This window comes from Exiguobacterium sp. GL_137 (genome assembly GCF_057834585.1).
The window spans coordinates 2811370-2829857 of sequence record NZ_CM174406.1; the positions used below are offsets into that span (position 1 = coordinate 2811370).

At 49.4% G+C, this 18488-nt stretch carries 18 protein-coding genes; 15 read left to right on the forward strand and 3 right to left on the reverse strand.

The features are described 5' to 3' along the window. Positions 1-2 precede the first annotated feature (2 nt). The 6 genes from AC3IRK_RS14645 to AC3IRK_RS14670 are packed head-to-tail and all read left to right on the forward strand — an operon-like array spanning position 3 to position 5916. Positions 3-1436, forward strand: coding sequence for an alkaline phosphatase family protein (locus AC3IRK_RS14645; protein ID WP_489170164.1), 1434 nt, complete (start codon positions 3-5; stop codon positions 1434-1436). Further along, positions 1433-2164, forward strand: a complete 732-nt coding sequence (locus AC3IRK_RS14650) for a glycosyltransferase family 2 protein (protein WP_214855356.1) — start codon at positions 1433-1435, stop codon at positions 2162-2164. Before AC3IRK_RS14645 ends, AC3IRK_RS14650 begins: the two co-directional genes overlap by 4 nt. Next, positions 2161-2898: a hypothetical protein gene (locus tag AC3IRK_RS14655; protein WP_131973476.1), complete on the forward strand. Its 738-nt coding sequence runs from the start codon at positions 2161-2163 to the stop codon at positions 2896-2898. Before AC3IRK_RS14650 ends, AC3IRK_RS14655 begins: the two co-directional genes overlap by 4 nt. Positions 2899-2910: 12 nt before the next feature. Further along, a complete protein-coding gene (locus AC3IRK_RS14660; RefSeq protein ID WP_131503463.1) occupies positions 2911-3828 on the forward strand; it encodes an FTR1 family iron permease in 918 nt (305 codons plus the stop codon). Then, on the forward strand, positions 3825-5207 hold the full coding sequence (locus AC3IRK_RS14665; RefSeq protein WP_489170165.1) for a hypothetical protein: 1383 nt from the start codon (positions 3825-3827) through the stop codon (positions 5205-5207). Before AC3IRK_RS14660 ends, AC3IRK_RS14665 begins: the two co-directional genes overlap by 4 nt. Before the next feature lie 13 nt (positions 5208-5220). After that, positions 5221-5916, forward strand: coding sequence for a phosphotransferase family protein (locus tag AC3IRK_RS14670; protein WP_489170166.1), 696 nt, complete (start codon positions 5221-5223; stop codon positions 5914-5916). Positions 5917-6186: 270 nt separating this feature from the next. Here AC3IRK_RS14670 and AC3IRK_RS14675 read toward each other — a convergent pair whose 3' ends face one another. Together AC3IRK_RS14675 and AC3IRK_RS14680 are read right to left on the reverse strand one after the other, a co-directional pair. Then, complete coding sequence (locus tag AC3IRK_RS14675) at positions 6187-6747, reverse strand: GNAT family N-acetyltransferase (RefSeq protein ID WP_131503465.1); 561 nt, start codon at positions 6745-6747, stop codon at positions 6187-6189. 76 nt (positions 6748-6823) lie between these two features. Further along, a complete protein-coding gene (locus AC3IRK_RS14680) occupies positions 6824-7435 on the reverse strand; it encodes a YitT family protein (RefSeq protein WP_131973479.1) in 612 nt (203 codons plus the stop codon). Positions 7436-7854: 419 nt separating this feature from the next. Between AC3IRK_RS14680 and AC3IRK_RS14685 the strand changes: the two genes are divergently transcribed. From AC3IRK_RS14685 to AC3IRK_RS14725, 9 genes are all read left to right on the forward strand, one after another. Further along, the gene (locus AC3IRK_RS14685; protein ID WP_489170167.1) at positions 7855-9207 is read left to right on the forward strand and encodes an FAD-dependent oxidoreductase; all 1353 of its coding nucleotides are present in this window, start codon (positions 7855-7857) and stop codon (positions 9205-9207) included. Positions 9208-9434: 227 nt separating this feature from the next. After that, positions 9435-10319 carry an SDR family oxidoreductase gene (locus tag AC3IRK_RS14690; RefSeq protein WP_290828182.1) on the forward strand — a complete coding sequence of 295 codons (885 nt, stop codon included), beginning with the start codon at positions 9435-9437 and terminating at the stop codon, positions 10317-10319. A 122-nt stretch (positions 10320-10441) separates the two neighbouring features. Next, positions 10442-10993 carry a maltose acetyltransferase domain-containing protein gene (locus AC3IRK_RS14695; RefSeq protein ID WP_131503468.1) on the forward strand — a complete coding sequence of 184 codons (552 nt, stop codon included), beginning with the start codon at positions 10442-10444 and terminating at the stop codon, positions 10991-10993. 99 nt (positions 10994-11092) lie between these two features. Beyond that, positions 11093-11950: a hypothetical protein gene (locus tag AC3IRK_RS14700; RefSeq protein WP_131503469.1), complete on the forward strand. Its 858-nt coding sequence runs from the start codon at positions 11093-11095 to the stop codon at positions 11948-11950. An 11-nt stretch (positions 11951-11961) separates the two neighbouring features. Continuing rightward, positions 11962-12645, forward strand: a complete 684-nt coding sequence (locus tag AC3IRK_RS14705; protein ID WP_131503470.1) for a response regulator transcription factor — start codon at positions 11962-11964, stop codon at positions 12643-12645. Continuing rightward, on the forward strand, positions 12642-13907 hold the full coding sequence (locus AC3IRK_RS14710; protein WP_489170168.1) for a sensor histidine kinase: 1266 nt from the start codon (positions 12642-12644) through the stop codon (positions 13905-13907). The genes AC3IRK_RS14705 and AC3IRK_RS14710 overlap by 4 nt, the downstream gene beginning before the upstream one ends. 79 nt (positions 13908-13986) lie before the next feature. Next, a complete protein-coding gene (locus tag AC3IRK_RS14715; protein ID WP_131503472.1) occupies positions 13987-15066 on the forward strand; it encodes a site-2 protease family protein in 1080 nt (359 codons plus the stop codon). Between the two features lie 160 nt (positions 15067-15226). Continuing rightward, positions 15227-16624, forward strand: a complete 1398-nt coding sequence (locus AC3IRK_RS14720; protein ID WP_489170169.1) for an MATE family efflux transporter — start codon at positions 15227-15229, stop codon at positions 16622-16624. A gap of 109 nt (positions 16625-16733) precedes the next feature. Then, the gene (locus tag AC3IRK_RS14725) at positions 16734-17306 is read left to right on the forward strand and encodes a 3'-5' exonuclease (protein ID WP_131503474.1); all 573 of its coding nucleotides are present in this window, start codon (positions 16734-16736) and stop codon (positions 17304-17306) included. Positions 17307-17356: 50 nt separating this feature from the next. Here the strand turns inward: AC3IRK_RS14725 and AC3IRK_RS14730 are convergent, their stop codons facing one another. Continuing rightward, a complete protein-coding gene (locus tag AC3IRK_RS14730; RefSeq protein WP_131503475.1) occupies positions 17357-18472 on the reverse strand; it encodes an NADH-dependent flavin oxidoreductase in 1116 nt (371 codons plus the stop codon). Positions 18473-18488 lie beyond the last annotated feature (16 nt).

The window sequence follows — 18488 nt, forward strand, 5'->3', positions numbered from 1 at the left end:
GCATGAAAAGTGCTTCCCGCTTTGAAAAAGTTGCCGCACGGATATGGAACTTACTGAATGAAGGTAAACCCTTCACACCGATTTTTACACTGGGTGTTTTCCTGAGCTACACGCTTTTAGTTCAAGGTTCACTCAGCGGTGCCGGCTTCGGTTTCCTCGTGACACTGCCGCTGCTCGTTTTATATTGGAAGTTTGATTTCCCGTTATTTTTACGGAACTATCTTTGGCTGCCTTTGATTGTCTGGCTATTTATAGAAGGAACGGATTCCCGTCTGCTCCCGCTATTCGCGTACGGCGCCGGTCTCTACTTCTTCTTTACCGTCTTTTTCTGGGGAACGATTTATTATCATCTCCGGATCGGGACCGACTGGTTGAATTTCACCCGGTTTTGGAAGCTCGTTCTAAAGAACAGTGACTCAACAAGCGGAAACGCCCAGGAACAACTGCCGAAAGTCGGATTGTTGCTTGCCTATTGGCAAACGGCTTCAATCGAACAGACGCTTGACTGGTCTTATCTTTGGTTCCCGCTCGGACTGTTCCTGTTCGCCTGGATCCTGCATCATTATCTGTTTGATTGGAAACCGAAATTACCGACGGAGTCGACCGTCGATGCACCGGTTCCCGCTTCGTCGAAAGTTTATGTCCTGATTGTCGACGGCATGCGGAAAGATCGTTATATGGCAGCAGACACTCCTTTCCTTGAGCGATTGCGCCAGGAAGGAACGGAGTATACGAACATGGAGACGGTCTATCCGGCCCGGACCGTCGTCTGCTTCAGCTCGATGTTCACAGGCGCACGACCGGAAGAACACGGGATCCATTCGAACATGGTCTGGAACACGACCGGTGTCAAAACAGACACGGTCTTCGATCGACTGCGTGACGTCGGCAAGACCGGTAAGATTCTCGGTATCGCCCATCTCGTCGATGCGTTCGGTTCTAAAGACGTGCATACCGTGACAGCCGTCATGCATAATGATGTCGCCGACCGGAACATCATCGACCGCGCCAAACAGATCGTCCGGGACGAAGATCCGGATTTACTGGCGATTCAGCTGATCGGGACCGATCAGACCGGTCACAGCCGCGGCACCCTTTATTCCGAATATGTCCAAAAAATCGAAGAGGCGGATGCCTTGTTGGCTGAGTTTTGTGACGACCTGGACCGGCTTGGTAAGCTCGACGATGCCACACTGATCGTCATGGCGGATCACGGACAAGCCGACGGAATCGGCGGTCACGGTCATCTGGATGAAGGGGAACGGTTCGTCCCGTTCTGGATGTACGGCAAACACGTCCATTCCGGTCTGAAAGTTGATACACACCGGCATATCCTGTCGCTCGGACCGACCGTCTCGAAGTTGCTTGGTGCTGCTATCCCGCACGACAGCCGCGGTGTCTTACTGACGGAAGCCTTTAAGGAGGAATCCTCATGAAAAAAATCGTCGTCTTTCTTCCGGCCCATAACGAAGAAGTCTCCTTGCCGCTTGTCTTAAAACGCATTCCGGCTGAAATTGACGGGCTTCCCGTCGAGACCATCGTCATTGATGACGGTTCGACGGATGCGACCTCGGACATTGCACGGCGCCACGGCGCACACGTCTATCGCTTTTCCGACAACCAGGGACTCGGTGCGGCTGTCCGCGAAGGACTGCTCCGGTCTTACGAGCATGGGGCAAGCGTCGCGGTCATGATCGATGCGGACAATGAATATCCGGCTGACCAGATTCCGGATGTCGTCCGACCGATCCTCGCGGGTGAAGCGGACTATGTGTTCGGTTCCCGTTTCTTAGGGACCGTTGACGGGATGCGCCTGTACCGCTATATTGGAAATCATGTTTTCACCTGGTTACAGTGTCTGTTGCTGAAACAGCGGATTTATGACGGACAAAGCGGGATGCGGGCCTTTTCCCGTGCAGCGTGTAACCATGCAGAAATCATCCACGACTACAACTACGCTCAAGTCCTGACACTGAACCTTGTCCGGAAAGGCTTCCGGTTGCACGAAGTTCCGATTCGTTACCGTGTGCGCGAAGCCGGTAAGTCCTTTATCCGTTTGAATTATGTCCAGCGTGTCTTACCTGCGATTTATCGGGAATGGCGTCGCCCCGTCGTCCGCTTATCCGCTGAAGAACGTTTTGAACGAAAGGAGCATCTTGGATGAAAAAACCGCTTGTATTGACCATGATTGCCTTCTTAATCCTGTTGACTGCGCCGCTGTCGGCATCTGCCTACAGCTACGGGGATCCGGGAAAAGAGGCGTTCGCGGAAGCCTATAAACAGTTTGAAGAACAACTCGACCAAAAAGATTACACATTAGCGCGGGAGACGATTGACGCTTACGATAAAGAATTCACGCTCTACTTCCCGGAAGCGAAGGAAAAAATTGATTCCGCTTTGGCAGACCAAGATGCAGCAGCAGCCAAACAGGCGTATCGCGTCGCTTTACGTCAAAATATCGAACGCCGTCTGCATTTCGCACAGGAACAATTCGATGACTTTGGCCAAGCGAAATTGTTGCTCGCGAAGGCACGCGGCACATATGACGTCCTCGCCCCTTATGTTAAGGAAAGCGAGGGTGCAAAGACAAGTGATTCCTTGTATACTGCATTTGATGATTCGCTTGCTGCTCTTGGAAACCCCGGATTGTTCGGAGTCGGTAAAAAAGCAAGTGACCGCAAAGCGTTTGACCAAAACATCAAACAGATTGAAGAGACGGTCACACCGTTATTCATTTTGCCGGGTGAGGAAAAGACCGGTGTCTTCGATGAAGAAGACTCGATTTTCGGTCAGTCTTTCGGAACGGACGATATTTGGAAAACGGTCGCCATCAGTCTCGTCATCATCTTAATCGTCATCGTCATCATCGGTCAGCGTAAGAAACGACGCGCTCAATAAGGAGGAAGACACATGGATTTTCAGGCGTTTTTAATCACCCTTCGCGAATGTCTCGAAGCCGTCCTGATCGTCGGCTTGATTCTCGGTTATCTCGATCGGCTCAATGCACCACAATATAAAAAATGGGTCTACGCCGGTGTTGGACTTGCCTTACTCGCGAGTCTGGGTGTCGCCTTCCTGTTCCAGGTCGTCTTTACGAGTTTCGCAAGCTTCGGCAGCGATACGTATTTACGTCTTGGAATCATGATCATCTCGGTTTTCCTCTTGACGCACATGGTCCTTTGGATGGGCAAGGAGGCGAAAGAGAACCAGCAGGCTTCACAGGCGAAAGTCGCGGCTGCCGTCTCGACCGGCAGTGCGATTACGATGATCGTCCATTCGTTCCTCGTCATCGTCCGGGAAGGGATCGAAACGGTCTTCTTCTTCGCCGCGATTTCCGGCGGTGAAATCGAAAAAGTCCTGACGAGCTACGGTGCCGTCTCCGGTCTCCTGCTCGCCTTGATTTTCGGTTACCTGTTCGTTTCCGGGACGATGAAGATTCCCGTCAAGCGCTTTTTCCAAGTGACCGGCGTCTTGATTTTATTCATTGCAGCGGGCATGCTTGTGCAAACGATTGGCCGGTTCCAAGATCTCGGCTTGCTCGGCAGTCTGTTGACGAATGCGGACGGAACACCGGCTGCGCTTTACAATATCGTCGCTTTCATGCCGGAACACTACATCGATCAAGTCCAGTATTTGCGGGACACGGGCAATACGACTTTGATCAGCGGACAAATCGGCACGTTCATGGGTGCGATGTTCGGCTACAGCCACAACCCATCCATCGAGCAGGTCATCGCGTGGTGGGGATACTTCGCCTTTGCCGGTTTTATGTTAACACGTCAAAATCGGACGTCAAAAACCGCTAAGAAACTGCAGGAGGTCTCATGACGGTTCGGAGCGGTCATCCACATCGACGTGGACGATCGCTTTTTTTCATCGCTTGTCTGTTATTGTTCGGGTTCACCGGCATCCGTCTGGCATTCGTCAGTCCGTTTGTGGCAAGCTACGACATTGCGAATTTCACACTGGCTGTCGGTCAATACGATCTGGCCAATCTGCAACCGCACTTCCCCGGATACCCGTTTTTCATCCTGCTCGCGACCGGTCTCGCGCGGCTTGGTGTCGATCCGGTCCGTGCACTTGGTATGATTTCGACATTCGGTCTCGCAAGTGGTGTCATCCCGTTGTATCTTTTATTCAAACGCTGTTCCCTCGACACCGTTCGGTTGCTCAGCGCGTTTACAGTCGTCTCGATTGCTTCGCTTGTCACGTTGTCTGCAACCGGTATGTCGGACGGTCTCGCACTCGGTGTACTCTGTTGGTTCATGTGGAGTGTTGAACAGGCCCGGCAGAACCGTTTCCGCCTTTTGCCGTACCTCCTGTTCGGACTGTTAATGGCGACCCGGCTGTCATATGCGCCGTTCGGCATCATCCTCTTGTTTTTACTGTGGCAGTCACGTCGTGATGCATGGCAATTTGTATCGGAAACCGCCGTTCTCCTGCTTGCTCAACTCGCCTGGTTGTTGCCGGTTGCCTTCTCTGTCGGCGGACCAGCCTCCTTTGCCCAGTTGTCGCTCAGTTTCGTGACAGGACACTTTTCGGACTGGGGAGGGACGGCACAAACGGATCAAGCCTCGCTGCTCGAACGACTTGGATTAACACTAAAACAAATGATCTGGCATGGATTCGGATTGGCGACCTGGCTCGGTCTTGCCTCTGTTTTATTCTTATGCGCTCAACGGATCCGTCCGCTTTCACTTTGGTGGTCTGTAACCGGGATCGGTTATTTTCTTTGGGTCTGGTTCGCGCAAAATATCGACAAGCCGCGGCATGTCTTACCGCTTGTCCTGCTTCTCGTCATCCTGTTCGTACGGCACTTATCGATCCGTTGGCTCGTTCCGTTTTTATGCATCCAGTTGGTAATCGGCAGCATTGCCTTGTATGAACAGGCGACTGCTCAGCCGGCAACGCTTCAGCTGGCGGAAGCGATCACCGAGTTACCGGCGTCAGCAACCGTCTTCACCGACGAAGAGGACCGGCAGTTTTTGATGAAACGACCGCCTGCCACCATCGTTCCGATTGGATCTGTAAGTAAATGGCGGGCAGAGCCGAAATCACAGGAAGTCTACCTGACCGGTCGATTGCTGGAACGGTTAAGGGCAGCGGATGTGCCGCTTGAAGCAACGGAAGTTTTCCATTTCACGAGTGATCGGCGGTTTGAGCCGGAAGATGCGGATGCACGGTTGTATCGGTTAATTTTACGTTAAGGAGCGAATTTGGATGAGTATTATTGGAAGCGGAAATACGGCGATGATCCAGAAAGAAAGCGAGACGATTGTTCGAAAACAGTTTCACGATTCTATTCCATTCGCTGCCATTCAACAGGAATTTCAAAATCATCAACGGATTCGTCATAATTTTCCGATGATCCCTCAAGTCTATGACTGTGTCAATCGATCCATTCGCATGGAGTATCTGTCAGGGGAACCGCTCGGTGACCTGATGCAATGTCATCCGTTTAGGATTTGGCGTTACATGACAAAAATGGTCATATCACAAAAACTTCTTCATGCATTATCCATTGCCGGCTTACCGCTTTTACAGGAACGGTATCCTGATCATGATGGGCTAGTAGGAGGCACTGCTTTGTGTCATGGCGATTTTCATCCATATAATCTATTACTCGTAAAAGAAGAACTGTACGTTATCGATTGGATGGATGCCTCTATCGGCAATCCACTGATGGACGTCGCCCGTACTTTTTTATTGATTCGCTACGGAGGACGAATGTCTTTACGAAACCCGGCAGAACGTATTTCCCGCTTCATCCTCAGTCATTTGTACCGTGTCTGTTACTTTAAGCGCATCAGAAAAGTCACCGGATTTAAGGGTTGTTTACGGTTGTGTGCAGCTTCTCGTTTGGAAGAGCAGATTACGCCTGTCGAATCCGTTCTGTTACAACGTTTTTTAAAGTGATGGATCCGGTCGACTCCAACGAATCACAAATCATCGCCACCTAATTAAGCTTAACGTAAAAAAATCACTCGCTTCACGCGTTTTCCTGTAGGAGTCGCGTGAAGCGAGTGATTTTTTGAATCCAGATTCTTATTGTATCGATCTTAACAGCTTAACAAAACGTCATGGAGAAGCAGACAACACGAAGTCTCCTGCGGGAAAAGCGGAAAGCGAAGTCTTGTCTGCGTATCAACGAATCTTAAAACGAATTCGAAGCACTTCCCTCGTCATTCAAGTTGAATACGGTCGTTCCATATAGTCAAATTGTCCACCACTGATTTCAATCGTCTTGACCGGTACGAATCCAAGACGTCGATACAATCGTTGCGCCCCCGCATTTGTCTGATCCGCATTTAACGTAAAGGCCCGTAATCCACGCCGTTGGCCTTCGTCCGCCGCTGCCTGCAATAGTTCAGACCCGATTCCCTTTCCACCGTATGCTGCATCAACGGATAACGTATCGAGATAAAAGACATCACCTTCCGTCTCCTGATCAATTTGCACGTCCTGTCCTGTCCACTCGCGGAGCTGACGCTTAATCGGTTCATCCAACCGCGCTGCATCAAATCCGGCATACGTGATGACGATGCCGACGACACGTCCGTCGAGTTCTTTGACAAGGATATTCTCGTGACTCAACCGGTTTCCGGTTTGCGTAACAAACAGCGCGAGCCGCTCCAAAATTAATTCCTTCTCCTGCGTTCCGGTCAGCGTCTCGGCAATTTCATGAATCGCCTGTTCAATCAACGGCGCGATTTGATCCGCGTCATTCGCAGTCGCTTGTCTGATCATTTGATTTTGCTCCTTTCTTCTTCTCTTATTATCCTAAAACAAAAACCCTCCTGATATCAGGAAGGTTTGATTCGGTTCACTTCAACTCTGTTACCGGAATTGCTACCTCAACCGGTTCACGCGTCATCACTGAAACAACACGCCCCGCAATCGCGACGGCAAGCAACGTATATAACGTTAAGCTCAACGGCAGATAGACGAGTGAGATGACAAGGACGACGGCATCAAGACTAAATAAAATCGTCCCGATCGATAAGCCGGTCAGCTTACTGAGACCCATCGACAATAAATCGTCGCCTCCTGTTGCCGCGCCGCTTTTCAAGACGAGTCCGAGACCATATCCGGTCACGATACCGCTTGCGACGGCCGCAATCAGCGTTGCCGGCCAGGCCTGTTCCGGAAAATGAAACAGATCCAGTCGGTACCACATTTCGTAAAACAGAGACAAGGCGCTTGCTGAAATCAGCGCTTCCCCGACAAACCGTTTGCCTTTAAAATAGAGTGCTCCGATAAAAAATGGAATATCGAGTACAATCATCGAAATCGATGGATTGATGTCAAAAAAGTAGCGTCCGAGCAATGATAACCCGATAAATCCGCCTTCTGCCAAACCAAATTGTTCATTCAAGGTGTAGTAGCCAAACGCCATAAGCAGCGTTCCGGCTAAGATGGTAATAATTCGTTTCATGTGTTGTCCTCTCCCGTATCTTCCATGGGAGAGGATGTAATTGTCCCGTTTGGGTATTCATCTATTTTCGCTCTCCCTGATTTTTTTCAAGCCATTACCTTCCTGTTCAATGAAGATTGGCGCTGCTAAAAATCAGGTAAGCTGAATAGATGATCGGTCCTCTCGGTGTCCATCGGTTTCCACCCTTTCGTTTTGTTGTCCCTTTCATTATAACCTGAACTTCAGAAACTGAAACAGTTTTACACGTTTTTAACAAAACTGATATAGACGACACTCACTTGCTCACTCATTCACATTTTAGACAAATCTTTGCTCAATATTGAACAAAAAACTTGAAAACCACTTTGTGAAGTAATACACTAAGGATATCAAATGAATGTGATTTTTATCACAAACAAAACAAAAAGGGGACTTTACTCATGAAAGTAGCAGTCATCGGTTGTACACACGCAGGAACAGCAGCAGTTAAAGAATTGACTTCACAGCACGAGCAATTGGATATCACTGTTTATGAACGAAACGATAACGTCTCTTTCCTCTCTTGCGGTATCGCGCTTCACGTCGGTGGCGTCGTCGAGCATGCGGAGTCGCTGTTTTATTCTTCACCGGATGAACTGGCTGAGCTTGGTGCAGACATGCGCTTAAAACATGATGTTCTCGAAATCGACAGCACGAATCAAACGATTGTTGCCAAAAACCTCGTAACGGGTGAAACCGTTTATGATACGTACGATAAATTGATCATGACGACGGGTTCATGGCCGATCATTCCGATGTTACCGGGTATTGAACTCAATCAAATCGAGCTTTGTAAAAACTATCACCATGCCCAAACAATCATCAAAAAAGCGACGGATGCCCAGCGAATCACAGTCATCGGTGCCGGTTATATCGGTGCCGAACTGGTTGAAGCGTTTGAAGCATACGGTAAAGACGTCACGTTCATCGACAGTGCCGACCGGATTTTAAATAAATACCTGGATCGTTCATTCACCGACATCATCGAAAACGAATTGACGGATCGCGGCATTCGTTTGGAACTGAACCAGACTGTTCAAAGCTTTACCGGTGTTGATGGAAACGTCACACAAGTCGTCACGGATAAAGGAACGTTTGAAACGGATCTCGTCATTCTCTGTGTTGGTTTCCGACCAAGCACGGAATTGTTAAAAGGACAAATCGACATGTTACCGAACGGTGCCATCATCGTCGACGACTATATGCGGACAAGTAATCCGAACATCTTTGCTGCCGGTGACAGCTGTGCCGTCTATTACAATCCGGCCCGGACACATGCATATATTCCACTCGCAACGAATGCCGTCCGTATGGGGACACTTGTCGGGAAAAACCTGCTTGCTCCGACAATCCGTTACCAGGGGACGCAAGGTACATCCGGTCTCCGCTTGTATGACTTGAACATTGCTTCGACCGGTCTGACGGAAGATGCCGCTCCATTCTTCGGTTTGGAGGTAGCGAGTACGACGGTTCAGGATGCCTACCGTCCTGAGTTTATGCCGACAGCTGAAAATGTCCAATTGAAACTCGTTTATGAAACAACGACTCACCGTCTTGTCGGAGCGCAAATCATCTCAAAAGTTGATTTGACACAAGCCATGAATACGTTATCGGTGGCCATTCAAAACGACATGACGCTCGAAGAATTGGCGTTCGTCGACTTCTTCTTCCAACCGCATTACAACAAACCATGGAACCTGCTGAACCAAGCAGCTTTACAAGGCATGAATGAACTGACATCGGAACGCGTTTAATGCATCACCTTCCCCTTCTCTCTTCAAATCGGAGTCCACATCCGTGGATTCCGATTTTTTTATTTTTCATCTAATCAATTCCGATAATCTGTTGCGGCTGCTTTGCCCGGTCTCCTTCCACAGCTGCTAAAAACTTCACTCGGTTAATCAATTGACGTTTAGACGTGAAGTGACAGGGAACATACTTCTTATGCAAACGAAACCACTATCACAGGAGGAATCAATTCATGTCACAGTCTAACAATCCACTTACACAATATTTCAATGATGACTTCCCGAAACAATATCAGGAGGCACCGGCTGTCCAGGCAAAAATGGAACCCGTCCCCGATTGTGGTGAAGAAAGCTACAAAGGATCCGGTAAATTAAAAGGCAAAAAAGCTTTGATCACAGGAGGCGATTCCGGAATCGGTCGCGCCGCTGCCATCGCTTATGCCCGTGAAGGTGCCGATGTGTTCCTCAATTATCTTCCGGAAGAACAGCAAGACGCGGAAGAAGTCAAAGCACTCGTCGAAGCAGCCGGACAAAAGGCATACTTACTTGCCGGTGACCTCAGTGACGAAACGTTCTGTCAACAACTCGTCAAAGAAGCACATGATTCACTAGGCGGAATTGATATTTTGGCACTCGTCGCCGGTAAACAACAAGCTGTCGAGGACATCATGGACCTGTCGACGGAACAACTCCGCAAAACATATGAAATCAACGTCTTTTCATTGTTTTGGGTCGTCAAAGCGGCTCTTCCGCTGTTAAAAGAAGGAGCTTCCATCATCACGACGACTTCGGTTCAAGGATACAATCCAAGTGCGAACCTGCTTGACTACGCGTCAACAAAATTTGCCATCAATGGTTTCACACGCGGACTTGCGAAACAAGTCGCGCCAAAAGGCATCCGCGTCAACTCGGTTGCACCGGGTCCAATCTGGACACCACTTCAGATTTCAGGAGGACAACCAAGCGAAAACATTCCAGAATTCGGACAGGAAACACCGCTTAAACGAAGCGGTCAACCGGTCGAACTCTCGAGCGTCTATGTCTTCCTCGCTTCGGATGACGCCAGTTATGTAACAGCTCAAATTTATGGTGTCACAGGCGGAATCGAACTCGCTTAATTCAATTTTTTTCAACCAGGCAGCTTTGATGGCGACATCAAAGCTGCTTTTTTGGTTATGAGTTGCTTCTCCCTGCCCGGTTTAGTCTAATGAAGGTATACATATGACAGGAGATGATTCACATGACGGAAAAAGAAAAAATGATTCAAGGTCAATTGTATTTAGCCGGAGATGCGGAACTGGTCGCTGATCGAAAGCGGGCTCAGATGCTTTGTCATCAATTTAATCAACTCAGCATCAACGAGTTACCTGCCCGAAAGTCGCTCCTGCAGGAACTGTTCCAAATCGAGCAGACCGATTTTTACATCGAACCATCTTTTAAATGTGATTACGGCTACAACATTACATTCGGCGCACGGTTTTATGCCAATTACGATTGTGTACTGCTCGACATTTGTCCGATTACGATCGGCGACAACTGTATGCTCGCTCCGGGTGTCCATATATATACGGCGACGCATCCGCTCGATCCGGTCGAACGCAACAGCGGTTATGAATTCGGGAAACCGGTTGTCATCGGGGACAACGTCTGGATCGGCGGACGTGCCGTCATCGCACCGGGCGTAACGATCGGTGACAATGCTGTCATCGCAGCCGGAAGTGTCGTCGTCAAAGATGTTGCTCCGAATACGGTGGTCGGAGGAAATCCGGCCCGCTTCATCAAATCGATTTAATTTCTCATCAAATTTTAATCTAATCCTCAGTCTCCTCTCACGTACGGGCGCTATTCTAAGAATAAGAAAAGCAGCTACCACTACGGAGGAGGAATTATCATGACAAACGAAAAACGTACGGACAAACCTAAAAAAAATATGGTGAAACGCGGGCTCGCTTCAATCGCTATCACAGGGACCGTTTTGACAGGCGCAGGCGCCTTCTTGCTGTTCACCGGTCCAGGACATTCGCTTATCAATTCAACGGTTACGACGTCAGAACAAGTGGAACAAAAAGTCGAAGCCGCTTCAACAAAAGTATCAAGTAACGTCAAACAGTCGCTTCCAAGCTCATTCCGGGATGATGATCAGGAAATGGAAGGAACGTTAAAAGAAGTATCCGACACATCGGTGACACTGACACAAAATGGTTCGGATCAATCGTATTCGTTTGCCTCATCTGCTGAAATCGAACAAGCTACGCCCGGTGATTGGATTAAACTTGAACTCAATCAGGACGGTCTTGTCCGGGAACTTGAACGGGAAGATGATCGAAATGACGACCGGGATGATCGCAATGACGATTCATCCGACGATGACCGCAATGAAGTCACCGGTGTCGTCAAAGAGTTGTCCAATGAACAAATCGTCTTGACTCAAAATGGTTCGGATCAAGCGTACCGCTTCAGCGAGCGCGCAGAGATCGACAAAGCGCAAGCCGGTGATACCGTCAAACTTGAACTGACAGCAGCCGGTCTCGTCCGGGAGCTCGACCGTGAAGATGCGGAAGATCAAGACATCCGTGGTGCATTGATCCGTGTGACGGACACACAAGTCGTCATTGAACAAAACGGTAAAAACGTGACGTTTGAACGTGCGCAAAACATGGAACAGGATAATGATGTACAGGTTGGTTCACAAGTCGAACTGGAGTTGAACGGATCTAAGCAAGTGACAGAAATCGACGAACAGTCGTAAGGAGGAAGTCTATGGCACCGACCATCTTAATCGTCGAGGACGATTCAAAAATCGCCCGCCTACTTGAACTGGAATTAAACCACGCCGGATACGCGACGCAGGTCGCCTTCAACGGTAAAGATGGCTTAGCAGCTGCTGAGAACGACATCGATCTCGTCTTACTTGACGTGATGATGCCGGAGCTCAGCGGCTTCGAGGTGCTTCGGCGGCTTCGCGGAAAAAATAATCCGGTTCCCGTCATCCTGTTGACGGCACGAGGCGAAGTGTATGATAAGGTTGCCGGTCTTGATCTCGGTGCCAATGATTATGTGACGAAACCGTTTGAAATCGAGGAACTGTTGGCACGGATCCGCGGGTTACTCCGTTTGACGATACGTACAGCGGTCGAAACCAATCAGCTGCATTACGCCGATGTCTTACTCGATTTGGACCGGCATGAAGCGTTTCGAAGCGATGTTCCGCTTGATTTGACGCCACGTGAATTTGATTTGTTGTCTTATCTGATGGAAAACAAGGAACACGTCTTGACCCGTGAGCAAATCCTTAACCGGGTCTGGGGTTATGATTATTTCGGGGAAACGAATATCGTCGATGTCTACATCAGGTATTTACGCAAAAAAATGGACCGCAGCCAGTCTCCCCTCATTCAGACCGTTCGTGGCATTGGCTATGTTTTAAGGGAGGAGAAAGGATGAAGTTACGAACCAAACTTGCGTTATCGGTGACGTTGTTCACGACCCTTTTATTGCTGTTGTCTTTTTTAGTCGTCACGTATGTCGTCCGTGACCATTTAATCGAATCCCGTTTCACACAACTCGAGCAGGCCGAGGAGCTGATGGAAGATGATTCGACGACCCGGGCATTATTGACACTTCATGAAGATTCCGTCGTCCTGTCCCGTAACGACGGACGTTGGGTGATTGCAAACGATGAAGAGGATGACGATTCCGCGACGGTCAACGGCGATGTCCGGGCACGCGATCTTCCCGGCATTCCGACAAACCGCGACGAACCGTTCAAATCCGGTAACTGGTTTGGCGTCGTCCATCAAGATCAGGCGTATCTGTTTGAAGACGACACGGTGGACGATACGGTCTCGACGCTGATTTTCGCCTTCTCGATCGTCCTGATCGTCGCCGTCATCATCGCTTTTCTCAGCAGTTTTTTCATCGCCTATCAAACGTTGCGTCCACTTCGTCAACTCGGTCAGACGATGGAACGGATTTCCGACTCCGGTACACTTGAGACTGTTCCGGAACAGCAAAATGATGAAATCGGACAGCTCGGAAAAGTCTTTAACCGGATGATCGGACGTGTCGATCAAACAATGGAACAGCAACGGCAGTTCGTCGCGGATGTCTCGCATGAGATGAAGACGCCGCTGACCGTCATCGAAGGGTATGCGAAACTTCTGAAGCGCTGGGGCAAGACAAATCCTGATGTCCTCGAAGAATCCATCAGTAACATTCTGAACGAAACGCACACGATGCGGAGTGGACTGATTGAACCGATGCTCGAATTATCCCGCCTCGGCTATGGTGAAACGACGACGGAGACGGTTGACTTGAAGCAGCTCGGGACGGAAGTCGCGGACCGGATGCACCATGCCTATGACACTGCTATTCCAGTCGATGCCATCGGAACCGTCACAGCGAATCATGAAGCACTTGTCCGAATTTTGACGATTTCCATCGATAATGCGATCAAATATGCCAAAGATCCGGAAATCCGTCTTCGACCGGACCGGCTCGAAGTGCTTGACCGTGGAACCTCATTATCTGCGGAGCAGCGCAAGCGTCTGTTCGATCGGTTTTACCGGCTCGATGAAGCCCGTGACCGGTCCGGCAGCGGTCTTGGTCTGTCGATTGCTGCTGCACTGGCGGAACATCATCATCTGTCCGTTGGCAGTGAAGCTCGTCCCGGTGGCGGAAGTTGTTTTTACATCACCTTCCATTGAACACCTGAAATGAAACCTTCCCCCGTCTTTTGGCGTACACTAGAGACAGGAGTCAGATGATGAAAGAAGGTTATGAACGATGGATAAAAAACGTTGGGGAGGCTTAGCCGTCGCCGGAGCATTTTTGCTCTCAAAAGGTAAAGTGCTGCTCGCTCTCTTAAAGTTCTCTAAATTCGGCGGGACGCTAATCTCGTTCGGTATCTCGTTATTGTTTTATGCACAAATTTTTGGCGTCTGGTTTGGTGTCGGATTGCTTTATCTCCTGTTCATTCATGAGATGGGGCATCTCGCAGCAGCCAAACGGCTTGGTTTCAAGACCGGACCGGCGATTTTCGTTCCGTTCATGGGAGCTGTCATCGGAATCAAGGATACATTCCGGACCCCGAAACAAGAAGCAATTTTGGCATATGGCGGTCCGCTTGCCGGATTACTCTCCCTCATCCCGCTTTTGATCGGATACGCCGTGACGGGAAACGATTTTTGGCTTGTCATCTTCCATTTAGGGGCCTTGCTGAACCTGTTCAACCTGTTGCCCGTCAGTCCGCTTGACGGCGGACGGATTTTAGCCGGTCTGCCGATTGTCGTTTGGGTCGCCGGTCTCGCCGCCCTGATTGCATACGGTGTGACACACTTCAGCATCATCTTGTTATTGATCGCGTTTCTCGGCGGAAGTGCCGTCTGGAAGCGATACCGTTTTGCGAAACAATACGAAGACAATAAATCGATTTTAATGTTATACCGTGCTGCACGCAGCCGTGTCCTGCAAGCGAAAGTCGAACAGGAACAATTGGCAGCAACGGAAACTGTGACGGACTCGACCGTCGACGAACCGGACGATGCACCCGTTTCGACCTATGATCCGATCGCCTGGTCACTCCGACACGACCTCCAGGATTTACGGAGTGCGAGTCCGGAAGAAGCGAAAAGTGCTGCCGATGACTTGCTTCGTTACCAATATGATTCGGCTAATGATTACGATGCCTTGTTGCGTCGACTGGACCAGCGGATTGAACCGTTACTCGAAGCTGAAAAATCGGTTGAGTATCATCAAATGCCGAAAAAACAACAGACGATTACGTTGTTCGCTTACCTGGCTCTTGGTGCAATTCTCTTCATCGCTTTTGAATACTCAAAAGGGTATCTTCCGACCCCATCTTAACCAGTTGTGTTATCTCAAGCAGGCACTTCGTCTTCAATCGGCGGAGTGTCTTTTGATCGTTTTGCACATTGCCTGATTCGATTACTTGCATCCGGTTGTTGAAGCGACTAATCTGAATGAAAATCCATGTCCCTGTTTTGAAAAAAAGGAGGCTCTCCTGATGATGAATAAAAATACGGCTCGTTTGGGAGAAGCACCCATCAACAAACTCCTGATCGGCCTGTCGCTCCCGGCGATGATCGGGATGCTTGTGACTGCTCTCTATAATATTGTCGATACGATTTTTGTGGCACAAGGAATCGGGACGGTTGCCGTCGCGGCTGTCGGCATTGCGTTCCCCGTTCAGCTCGTCTTGATGGCCATCTCGAACTCGATTGGAATCGGCGGTGCGGCCATTGCTTCTCAGCGGCTTGGTCAAAAAAATTTGGCAGGTGCCAGTCGTGCCTATGCAAATGTCCTGATGACCGTTTTCGTCGTCAGTATGCTTGCGATTATCACGGCATTCATCTTCGTCGAACCGTTGTTACAGGTGTTCGGTGCCACACCGGAAATCATGCCATACAGTATTGATTTCCTCCGTGTCCTGTTACTCGGTTCCCCGTTCTTCATGTTGACGATGGCTTCGAGCGCCATGCTTCGGGCAGAAGGACGTGCCAGTTATCAGATGCGTGTCATGCTGACGACAGTCGCCATCAACATCGTCTTGACGCCCCTGTTTATTTTCGGACTCGACTGGGGCATTCAAGGGGCTGCGCTTGGGACGGTCGTCGCGCAAATCGTCGGTTCCGTTCTGATTTTCAGGTTTTTCTTTACGAAAGCGAAAAAAACAAGTCTTGTCCTTGACCGTGAAGCCTTTCGGTTTGATCCCAAACTGGTCGGTCGGATGGGACAGATCGGCTCATCGTCTTTCATCATGCAAGTGTCACAGTCCATTTTATTCATCACCGTCAACCATATGCTCGTCCGCTACGGCGGTACGACGGAACTTGCGATCTTTGCCGTCATCAATAAGTTCATGGCACTTGTCGGAATGCCAATCATGGGAATCGTCCAAGGGATGCAGCCGATTGTCGGCTACAATTTCGGGTCGAAACAGTTTGATCGGATGTCACAAGCAATCAAACTGGCCATTCGCTACGGTTTGAGCCTGTCGATCACGCTTTGGCTGTTAATCCAGCTGTTCCCCCGTTTTTGGGTCGGAATGTTTACGGAAGATGTGACATTACTCAATGAAGGTTCGACCGCGATGCGGATTTTATTCGCAATTTCATTCGTTTACGGGATTCAGATGATCATCAACGGAATGTATCAATCACTTGCCAAGGCGCGGATCGCCTTGTTCCTGTCGCTCTCGCGGCAGACCTTATATACGATTCCACTCGTCCTGATTTTACCTATCTTTTTTGGAGTACAAGGGGTTTGGTTCGCCTTCCCGATTGCTGATTTAATGGCCGTTTTGACGGCTGTCGTTTTTGCCTACCGTGACCGGATCATGCTCTTTAAGCCCGATGCGTATACGGAACCTGAAGCACAAGAAAAAGCGGTACAGGCTAAATAATCAAAAAGTCCGTCCTGTCTCAAAGACAGACGGACTTTTTGATTAAACGAAAAGACGAACATGCATTCTAAATCGAAATACGGTATGCTGATTAAAAAGGAGAGATGATATGGAACGTTATACACTGGCGATTGATTTTGAAACAGCGAACCGGAACAGCCGCAGCATCTGTGCCTTTGGCTGGTCTGTTTTATCCGCTGGGAAAGTCCTCACAAGCAAGCAGGTCTTAATCAATCCGGAAGAAGACTTTGATGCCGGTAATATCCGTGTCCACGGCATTCGCCCGAGTGACGTCTGGGATGCACCGGCCTTACCGGAAGCAATGGCGGCACACGGCTTGTTTGAATTAATTGAACAGGCCGAGCTCGTCGTTGCCCATAATGCAGCTTTCGATATGGGTGCGCTCCAAAAAGCGGTTCAAAAATATGACTTATATCAAATGCCGACATTTCAGTATGGTTGTACGGTCAAATTGTCACGGAAGCTTTATCCGTGGTTGCCGAACCATAAGCTAAATACGATGGCGGAGTTTTTAGGTGTATCTTTTAAGCATCACGATGCGAAGGAAGATGCCTACATCTGTGCGTTATTACTGCAGGATATGTTCGACCGGACGAACATGGATCATCCCGTTGAACTGCACCGTTTTTGTGGTGTCCGGATGGGTGAAGTCGCTTACTGACACTAAAAAAGGAGCAACTTAGAATTCTGAGTTGCTCCTTTTCGTATTTCTTATTTTGTTGTTTGTTTGATTGGGAACCAGCCTGGACGGCTCGTGATTCCCTGCCATAGTGCATCCGGCACGACGAGTTCAGACTGTGCCGACGGATCGAGTTCTGTCCGAATCGATTCCGTTTCGCCAGCTTCTACTTTTTCAACCCATTTTGGTTCCATGATTAACTCACGGCCAAGAGCGACGAGTGGCACGACTTCAAGTGAACGCTCGACTTCTTCCGGTGTATGGAGTGAACCGACACCGATGACCGGAACGTGTTGACCGACACGTTCTTGTACGAGACTGATTGGCGAACGTGTTTCGTTTTGATCACGAATCGATCCTGCAAAGAAGTCCATGACGGAAACGTGCAGGTAGTCGAGATCTTTTTTCGCAAGTGCATCAACGAGTTGCATCGTATCATCGAGTGTAATTCCCGGATTTTCAACTTCTTCCGGTGAGAAACGATAACCGACGATAAACGATGGATCTTTTTTTGCAACGGCTTCGACGGCATCGACGACAGCTAATGGGAAAGCAAGACGTTTTTCAAGACTTCCGCCCCATTTGTCCTCACGACGGTTCGAGTGCGGAGAAACGAATTGTTGAATTAAGTACGTGTTCGCACCATGAATTTCCACTCCGTCAAATCCGGCTTCCATCGCACGGCGTGTTGCTTGACCGAATGCTTCGATGATCGCTTCGACTTCTGCTGCTTCCAGTGCACGTGGTGTCATTGCGCCTTCACGTTCTGGTGCTACTGCACTTGCGCTGACTGTTTGTCCGCCGACGAGTTCCGGTGGTGCCATACGACCCGCGTGGAAAATTTGCAGAATCGCTTTTGCGCCTTGATCTTGGATTGTTGTAGCGAGACGTTTCAGGCTCGGAATCAATTCATCGCGCTCTGCGCCAAACTCGTTCGGGAATCCCTGACCGTCTGCTGTGACGTTGGCACATGCTGTAATGACTGCACCGACTCCACCTGAACGTGCTGCGTAGTATGCAAGCTCCGCTTCTGAAACTTCACCGTTTTCTTCCGCCGCGTAGTTCGTCATCGGCGCCATCATAATCCGGTTTTTAAGGGTCACTCCGTTTGGAAGTGTAAACGTATCAAACATCTTTTCATTAGCCATTGAAGCATATCCTCCT

Bases quoted from the DNA above. Each gene is read 5' to 3' on its own strand.
- AC3IRK_RS14710 (WP_489170168.1), top strand. From the start codon at position 12,642: ATGAAGTTACGAACCAAACTTGCGTTATCGGTGACGTTGTTCACGACC.
- AC3IRK_RS14660 (WP_131503463.1), top strand. From the start codon at position 2,911: ATGGATTTTCAGGCGTTTTTAATCACCCTTCGCGAATGTCTCGAAGCC.
- AC3IRK_RS14650 (WP_214855356.1), top strand. From the start codon at position 1,433: ATGAAAAAAATCGTCGTCTTTCTTCCGGCCCATAACGAAGAAGTCTCC.
- AC3IRK_RS14730 (WP_131503475.1), bottom strand. From the start codon at position 18,472: ATGGCTAATGAAAAGATGTTTGATACGTTTACACTTCCAAACGGAGTG.
- AC3IRK_RS14695 (WP_131503468.1), top strand. From the start codon at position 10,442: ATGACGGAAAAAGAAAAAATGATTCAAGGTCAATTGTATTTAGCCGGA.
- AC3IRK_RS14665 (WP_489170165.1), top strand. From the start codon at position 3,825: ATGACGGTTCGGAGCGGTCATCCACATCGACGTGGACGATCGCTTTTT.
- AC3IRK_RS14715 (WP_131503472.1), top strand. From the start codon at position 13,987: ATGGATAAAAAACGTTGGGGAGGCTTAGCCGTCGCCGGAGCATTTTTG.
- AC3IRK_RS14690 (WP_290828182.1), top strand. From the start codon at position 9,435: ATGTCACAGTCTAACAATCCACTTACACAATATTTCAATGATGACTTC.
- AC3IRK_RS14680 (WP_131973479.1), bottom strand. From the start codon at position 7,435: ATGAAACGAATTATTACCATCTTAGCCGGAACGCTGCTTATGGCGTTT.
- AC3IRK_RS14655 (WP_131973476.1), top strand. From the start codon at position 2,161: ATGAAAAAACCGCTTGTATTGACCATGATTGCCTTCTTAATCCTGTTG.
- AC3IRK_RS14685 (WP_489170167.1), top strand. From the start codon at position 7,855: ATGAAAGTAGCAGTCATCGGTTGTACACACGCAGGAACAGCAGCAGTT.
- AC3IRK_RS14700 (WP_131503469.1), top strand. From the start codon at position 11,093: ATGACAAACGAAAAACGTACGGACAAACCTAAAAAAAATATGGTGAAA.
- AC3IRK_RS14670 (WP_489170166.1), top strand. From the start codon at position 5,221: ATGAGTATTATTGGAAGCGGAAATACGGCGATGATCCAGAAAGAAAGC.
- AC3IRK_RS14720 (WP_489170169.1), top strand. From the start codon at position 15,227: ATGATGAATAAAAATACGGCTCGTTTGGGAGAAGCACCCATCAACAAA.
- AC3IRK_RS14675 (WP_131503465.1), bottom strand. From the start codon at position 6,747: ATGATCAGACAAGCGACTGCGAATGACGCGGATCAAATCGCGCCGTTG.
- AC3IRK_RS14725 (WP_131503474.1), top strand. From the start codon at position 16,734: ATGGAACGTTATACACTGGCGATTGATTTTGAAACAGCGAACCGGAAC.
- AC3IRK_RS14645 (WP_489170164.1), top strand. From the start codon at position 3: ATGAAAAGTGCTTCCCGCTTTGAAAAAGTTGCCGCACGGATATGGAAC.
- AC3IRK_RS14705 (WP_131503470.1), top strand. From the start codon at position 11,962: ATGGCACCGACCATCTTAATCGTCGAGGACGATTCAAAAATCGCCCGC.